Origin of the sequence: Vibrio sp. 10N.261.46.E11, assembly GCF_041472735.1 — a bacterium.
Classification (GTDB): Bacteria; Pseudomonadota; Gammaproteobacteria; order Enterobacterales; family Vibrionaceae; genus Vibrio.
Window position 1 is genome coordinate 21,287 of record NZ_JBFRQW010000008.1, and the last position, 6,762, is coordinate 28,048.

7 protein-coding genes are annotated in these 6,762 nt (G+C 44.3%); 4 read left to right on the forward strand and 3 right to left on the reverse strand.

Annotated features, from left to right (window positions below):
- Positions 1–140 precede the first annotated feature (140 nt).
- Complete coding sequence (locus AB4407_RS03315; protein WP_372118591.1) at positions 141–1,292, forward strand: CNNM domain-containing protein; 1,152 nt, start codon at positions 141–143, stop codon at positions 1,290–1,292.
- Between the two features lie 82 nt (positions 1,293–1,374).
- On the opposite strand, the gene AB4407_RS03320 is transcribed toward AB4407_RS03315, so the two are convergent.
- Positions 1,375–1,962, reverse strand: a complete 588-nt coding sequence (locus tag AB4407_RS03320; RefSeq protein ID WP_372118594.1) for a YjaG family protein — start codon at positions 1,960–1,962, stop codon at positions 1,375–1,377.
- A gap of 71 nt (positions 1,963–2,033) precedes the next feature.
- On the opposite strand from AB4407_RS03320, the gene AB4407_RS03325 reads away from it, so the two are divergent.
- Both AB4407_RS03325 and AB4407_RS03330 read left to right on the forward strand, forming a co-directional pair.
- Positions 2,034–2,960: a D-2-hydroxyacid dehydrogenase gene (locus tag AB4407_RS03325; protein WP_372118596.1), complete on the forward strand. Its 927-nt coding sequence runs from the start codon at positions 2,034–2,036 to the stop codon at positions 2,958–2,960.
- Entirely contained in the window at positions 2,960–3,553 is a 594-nt protein-coding gene (locus tag AB4407_RS03330) for a uracil-DNA glycosylase family protein (RefSeq protein WP_372118597.1), read from the forward strand. The genes AB4407_RS03325 and AB4407_RS03330 overlap by 1 nt, the downstream gene beginning before the upstream one ends.
- Before the next feature lie 108 nt (positions 3,554–3,661).
- Here AB4407_RS03330 and hemE read toward each other — a convergent pair whose 3' ends face one another.
- Both hemE and nudC read right to left on the reverse strand, forming a co-directional pair.
- Complete coding sequence (hemE, locus tag AB4407_RS03335) at positions 3,662–4,729, reverse strand: uroporphyrinogen decarboxylase (protein WP_004729761.1); 1,068 nt, start codon at positions 4,727–4,729, stop codon at positions 3,662–3,664.
- A gap of 298 nt (positions 4,730–5,027) precedes the next feature.
- Positions 5,028–5,837 carry an NAD(+) diphosphatase gene (gene nudC / locus AB4407_RS03340; RefSeq protein WP_372118599.1) on the reverse strand — a complete coding sequence of 270 codons (810 nt, stop codon included), beginning with the start codon at positions 5,835–5,837 and terminating at the stop codon, positions 5,028–5,030.
- Positions 5,838–6,002: 165 nt separating this feature from the next.
- Between nudC and rsd the strand changes: the two genes are divergently transcribed.
- The gene (gene rsd, locus AB4407_RS03345; RefSeq protein ID WP_372118601.1) at positions 6,003–6,500 is read left to right on the forward strand and encodes a sigma D regulator; all 498 of its coding nucleotides are present in this window, start codon (positions 6,003–6,005) and stop codon (positions 6,498–6,500) included.
- The last annotated feature ends 262 nt before the right edge of the window (positions 6,501–6,762 follow it).

The window sequence follows — 6,762 nt, forward strand, 5'->3', positions numbered from 1 at the left end:
CAATTTGTTACTGATTTTATTGAGCAAGCCCTTGTTTAAAAGGGGCTGAGAGCAAAATTAATGATGACCTAGCCACTACTTATTCTCTATAATCCACGCTGAATCGCTGCGAAAGCGTACAAATTAATTTAAGGGCAAACATGCTGCTGCTAACTATTTACGTCTCCATTGCTATTGGAGTTTCTTTCATTTGTTCTGTTTTGGAAGCTGTACTTTTGAGTATTAGTCCGAGCTACATTGCTCAACTAAAACAAAATGGGCACCCTGCAGCAGAGTCATTAGACAAACTGAAAACAGATATTGACCGTCCACTAGCATCAATTTTAACGCTCAACACCATCGCGCACACTATCGGTGCAGCGACAGCAGGTGCACAAGCGGCTGTCGTTTTTGGTAGCCAATGGTTGGGTGCATTCTCTGCTGTACTGACTTTGGGTATTTTGGTTTTGTCTGAGATTGTTCCAAAAACCATTGGCGCAACCTACTGGCGTCAGCTCGCCCCTGCATCATCAACCGTACTTCGTTGGATGGTATTCTTCCTAACACCATTTGTTTGGTTCTCAGAGCAAATTACCAAGCGTCTAGCTAGCGGGCACCAGGCACCAAAAATGCGTGATGAGCTATCTGCGATGGCTATTTTGGCAAAAGAGAGCGGTGAGTTTGCAGAAGGCGAATCAAAAATCCTGAGCAACCTACTCGGTATTCAAGATGTACCCGTGACTCAGGTAATGACACCACGCCCTGTTGTATTTCGCGTTGATGCAGAAATGAGTGTCAATGTATTCCTAGAACAACATAAAGATACGCCGTTCTCACGTCCATTGGTCTACAGCGAACAAACTGACAATATCATTGGTTTTGTTCACCGTCTGGAGCTGTTTAGATTGCAGCAAGCGGGTTGTGGTGAGAAGGCTCTGGGTGAAGTGATGCGCCCTATCCACGTCTTGCTAAACAACATGGGCTTAGCTAAGGCCTTTGATCAAATGATGGCAAACCGCCTGCAACTGTCTCTGGTTGTTGATGAGTACGGCACAATTCAGGGCATCATCACCCTTGAAGACATCTTTGAGCACCTTGTAGGCGAAGAGATCGTCGACGAAGCAGATAAAACCACAGACATGCAAGAACTGGCGTTTCAACGCTGGGAAAAATGGAAAGAGACACACGGTGTTATCGAAAACCGCGATGAAGAGGACGAGCTAGAGGAAAAAACTCTAGCAGACAACGACACCTCAGACTCAAAGTCAGCGGATGAAAGCAAGGTTCAAAAAGAAGACAAGAAAGACGCTTAATCTCAATTTGATAGCGTCAGATAAAACAAAGGCTCCCTAGGAGCCTTTGTTTTTTATTCTATTCGCGACAACTCAACATCTGTTATAAAGCAACGCCAATGTTGCTCACTGGGTCTTCACGCAGCTCGTGGCGTAGATCTTTGATCAACTCTAAGTCACGCTCAGTCGTTTCACGTAGAGGTCGGAAAATAGCCCACTGAACGTCCCACTCTTCACATACCGCTTCGTTTTCTTTCTGGTTTTCGTTCGTCACTTCTTCAGCACCTTGAGCAAACTCAAGCTCAGCAACCGTCTTCACCGATTGTTGACTCACTTTAATTACCGCTTCCAACATATGCTCACGATCAAGTAGACCATGGATTAATGTTGCTAAGCCTTGGCATGCGTCCATTGCAGGATAAACACCATAGAAATCATAATCATCTGCGCTAGGGAATAGCTCTTCTACTTTCTCAAGTTGACGTTCAAAGTTCACCTTTGCCGTTTTAACGGTTAGGATTTCCCAAATGCTATCCAAAACATCACGGTAGATTCGAGCTTCCGCAAATTCTGTATTCTCACAAAACATGGCATAGTTAGGATACATACGCTCACATAGACACGCCATAAAAGTAATTTGTTGCCAAGGTTCTAACTTTTCAAGACGAACCTGCAGTGGATTCTGAAGCATAGTCACTCAATAATTGCAGAAAAAGACAGCGAAAGTGTACTTGATAAACCCTGGGGGGAAAAGGTAAGCCGATGAACAATTTTACGAATAAGCTCTATATTCTTACCGAGCATGACGATACCTATACGCAACTGATTCTAAACCAAGGGTTACCTGACCTCGAAATCACTCAAAACCCCGAATTAGCTGAGATCGTACTGGCAGCTCCTCCTTTAATAGCGGAGCGACTTTATGAGTTTAAACATCTAGACTGGGTGCAAAGTACCTATGCAGGAATCAATAAGCTCACACAGCCCGATCTTCGTCAGGATTATACGCTGACCAACGTCAAAGGCATCTTCGGCCCTGCGATTGCTGAATACGTGTTGGGTTACACGATCAGCCACTGTAGACACTTTCCTCACTACCACCAGCAACAAGTACAACGAAACTGGCAGCCACAGCTTTATTCTAGCCTAACGGACAAAACCATGGTGATTTTGGGAACGGGGGCAATAGGCAGTCATTTAGCAAAAACCGCTGCTGCGTTTGGCATTCATACCATAGGTGTCAACCGTACAGGTATCCCATCGAAACAAGAAACCTTCAAAGACACTTTCCACATCAATGAACTTGAGGCAGCTCTCAAGCAAGCGGACATTGTGGTCAACACCTTGCCATCAACAGCTGAGACCTATCAACTGCTCAACCAAACGACTCTTGGCTACTGCTCTAACGTTCTGTTGTTCAATGTTGGCAGAGGCGAAAGCATCGACAATAAAGCACTGTTACCGGCGATTAAAAACCGTTGGGTTAAACATGCATTCCTTGATGTGTTTGAACATGAGCCTCTTTCTCAAGATCACCCTTTCTGGAAATTGCCACAAGTCACCATTACACCGCACATTGCCGCACTCAGTGAACCAAGACAAGTAATAGAGATCTTCGCAGAGAATTACAAACAGTGGCGAGATGGTTTTACACTGAATAACACCATTGATTTTGATAAAGGCTACTGATGTTCTCATCACTGCTCACTGAGATACGACAATGCACCGCTTGTGATCCTCATTTATCACACGGTGCAAATCCAGTGATACAGGCACACCCAAACGCACGCTTGCTGATCATAGGCCAAGCACCCGGTATCAAAGTTCATGAATCATCTATCCCTTGGAACGACGCCAGTGGCGAGCGATTGAGAGAATGGCTAGGAATGGATAGCGATACGTTTTATAACGAACAAAAAGTCGCTATTGTCCCGATGGGCTTTTGCTATCCAGGAAAAGGAAAAAGTGGTGATCTACCGCCTCGAAAGGAGTGCGCTGCGCTATGGCACCAAAAAGTACTGCAATCACTGCCCAACATCCAAATGACCTTGCTGATTGGTCAGTATGCGCAAAACTATTATCTAAAAGATAAAGCCACCAGCACACTCACTGAAACGGTACGTAACTGGCAGGCTTGGGCTCCAGAATTTTTGCCACTTCCCCACCCTTCACCACGTAATAATATCTGGCTCAAGAAAAACCCATGGTTCGAAAGTGAAATCATTCCCTATATCAAGAAGCACGTATCAGAGCATTTGGCCTGCCATGATCCAAATGCCTAATTAGCTGCACATCAACGATGATTTAACCGATATTAAGTGCGGATAGAAAGATAATAAAAAAGCGCTGCCGATTTCTCGACAGCGCTTTTTCTAAAAACACATACTGAATTACTTATGATATGGCTTAGATAGGTCGTGAACTGCGTCCACAAATACACCGGCATTTTCTGGTGGCACATCTAGGTGAATACCATGGCCAAGGTTAAATACGTGGCCAGTACCGCCGTCACCAAAACCTTCAAGGATAGTGCCGACTTCTTCACGAATACGCTCAGGTTGTGCGTAAAGTACTGATGGATCCATGTTACCTTGTAGAGCCACTTTATCGCCAATACGTGCTTTTGCATCAGCAATATTGATTGTCCAGTCTAGGCCAACTGCATCACAGCCAGTCGCTGCGATAGATTCTAGCCACATGCCACCGTTCTTAGTGAACAGAGTAACCGGTACACGGCGACCTTCGTTTTCACGAATTAGGCCATCGACAATTTTGTGCATGTACTGCAGTGAGAACAGGTTGTAGTCACGCGGAGTAAGTACACCACCCCATGTGTCGAATACCATTACCGATTGTGCACCTGCTTTAATTTGCGCGTTCAGGTATTCAATAACAGTGTCAGCCAGCTTATCTAGAAGTAAGTGCAACGTTTGTGGCTCTGCGTACATCATCTTCTTGATCTTAGTGAACGCCTTCGAGCTGCTGCCTTCAACCATGTAAGTTGCCAATGTCCAAGGGCTACCAGAGAAACCAATCAGTGGCACTTCGCCTTTCAGGTCTTTACGGATCTGACGAACGGCATTCATTACGTATTGAAGTTCACCTTCAGGATCCGGTAGGCCAATTTTTTCTACGTCAGCTTTACATGTGATAGGGCGTTCAAACTTAGGGCCTTCACCTGTTTCAAAGTACAAACCTAACCCCATCGCATCTGGGATAGTTAGGATGTCAGAGAACAAGATTGCCGCATCAAGCGGGAAACGACGTAAAGGTTGAAGTGTTACTTCTGATGCTAGTTCAGCGTTTTTGCACAAAGACATGAAATCGCCCGCTTCAGCGCGCGTTGCTTTGTACTCTGGAAGATAGCGGCCAGCTTGGCGCATCATCCATACTGGTGTGTAATCAACAGGCTGTTTTAAAAGTGCGCGTAAATAGCGATCGTTTTTTAATTCGGTCATTCCGTTAAATTCCAATTCAATCTTGTCTAGTTTTGATGGCAAGTATTCTAACACTGATTGAAGGGTAAAAGCTGTGTGCTTTGCAACCTAGATCAAGTTATTAACTTTTAAATCAATGCTTAATTTGCACCCAATTGCAGGAGCATGTTAAAAATTTGTTTGCTAGCGAAAATTACAATTATAACAACTGAGTAGTCACTACTCAGCATCTCATAACGACATCTTACTTACCCCCTCCACTTGTGGAGGGTTTTTTTAGCATTTGCCCACCCTTAGGCCAAATACTATCACAGGTAATTTAATGTTCTAGTTCCTGATCTGCTACGCCGTCTTTCCTCACCTCATCGACTGTATTCTCAATCAATTGTCTCGCAATCGTTCCGACTGGAGCTACATCAGGCAAGCTTGTTACGTCAAACCATTGGGCATCCGACAGTTCACTGTAATCAGGTTTGAGTGTTCCACCAGCATAATCAGCAAGAAAGGCCATCATCATACTCGATGGAAACGCCCATGGCTGGCTGCCAAAGTAACGGATATTACTCACATCGATCCCCGTTTCTTCTTTGACTTCGCGCGCCACACACTGCTCTAGGGTTTCTCCAACCTCTAGGAAGCCCGCTATTACGGTGTACATGCCCGTTTTATGTCTTGGGTGTTGTGCCAGCAATATCTTGTTGTCGTTTCGCACAGCAACAATGATGCACGGGAAGATACGTGGATAATGAAGCGTTCGGCAGTCACCACACTGCATCGCAACCTGATTGTGATTCAAATGATTGCGACCGCCGCACTGTGGACAAAAACGCATACTTTGAGTCATGTGGCCGTACTGGATAGCCTTACTTGCCATAAGAAAACTCGATTCAGACCAGTGCAATAAATCACGTAGGTTAACCATGGTCAGTTCACTCTCGACATCGCAGTCGTTAAGCCAATAGACCTGACGACCTTGATGCTGACCAATACAGATAGCGTGTTCAACACTCAGCCCTAGCTCTTCAGCCGAGCCATAAGGAAACTGATCATTATTAACCCAAATATCACTACCAGAAACGACGCACCAGTAAGCTTGCTCTGTCATTTTTGTATCACTTTTTTTTAACATCCCTATGCCTCATTGCTTGCAGTTCGTTCATTTTACTGGCAATCTAATTTCATACTAGAGTTGTAGCAGAGAATATTTCAAGCTATTACTTTTAGTAGTTACCAATAAACGGACCTTGCTTAGGCAATTACCATGATCACAAGGTTGTGATCAGATCATGAGGACATGGTCATGCTAAATAAATTCAAACAAGTACAAGAACAATGGGGTGGCTCTAATGAGGTCATCGATCATTGGCTCGAAACTCGACAGTCTCTAATCGTTGAGTATTGTAAGCTAGGTGCCTTGCAGCCAGCTAGCAACGGGCAATCAAACGTTGTTGAACTCCCTTCTCCTAAAGAAATAAGCTCATTCTGCGATCATGTTGTCGATTATATCTCAGAGGGTCATTTTAAGATCTACGATATGGTCATGAAAAAATGGCAAGCAACAGGCTTTAAAACCAATGACGAGATTGATACAACTTACGCGAAGATCGTACTCACAACCGAGCCACTTCTAGAGTTCAATGATAAGTACGTTAAAGTAAATGCAGACGATGAGTTGCCTAACTTCGAAGGAGATATGTCAAAAGTAGGTGAACTACTCGAAGTACGTTTTGAAGTAGAAGATAATCTTATCCAGCTTATTGCAGACAGTTTAGCGATTCCACCAGGCGCTTAGTTAGCTTAATCCTTAATAAGCTTGCCTCTGTGCAAGCTTTTTGTTTTTCCTATAACTCCCCTAACCACTCAACTCTATTAAAGCCTAAATACCACCAGCAAACTGCTAATCCGCCCCCTCAACTCATCCACGATTATCCTCTTTCCATCAATGCTCGTGATTCACCGGCTAGCGTCAGTAAAAACACGCCTAAACTCACATACCAATAACCCAAACGCCAGATACAAAAAAGGCACCCGAAGGTTAATGCCGATCAGTTAGA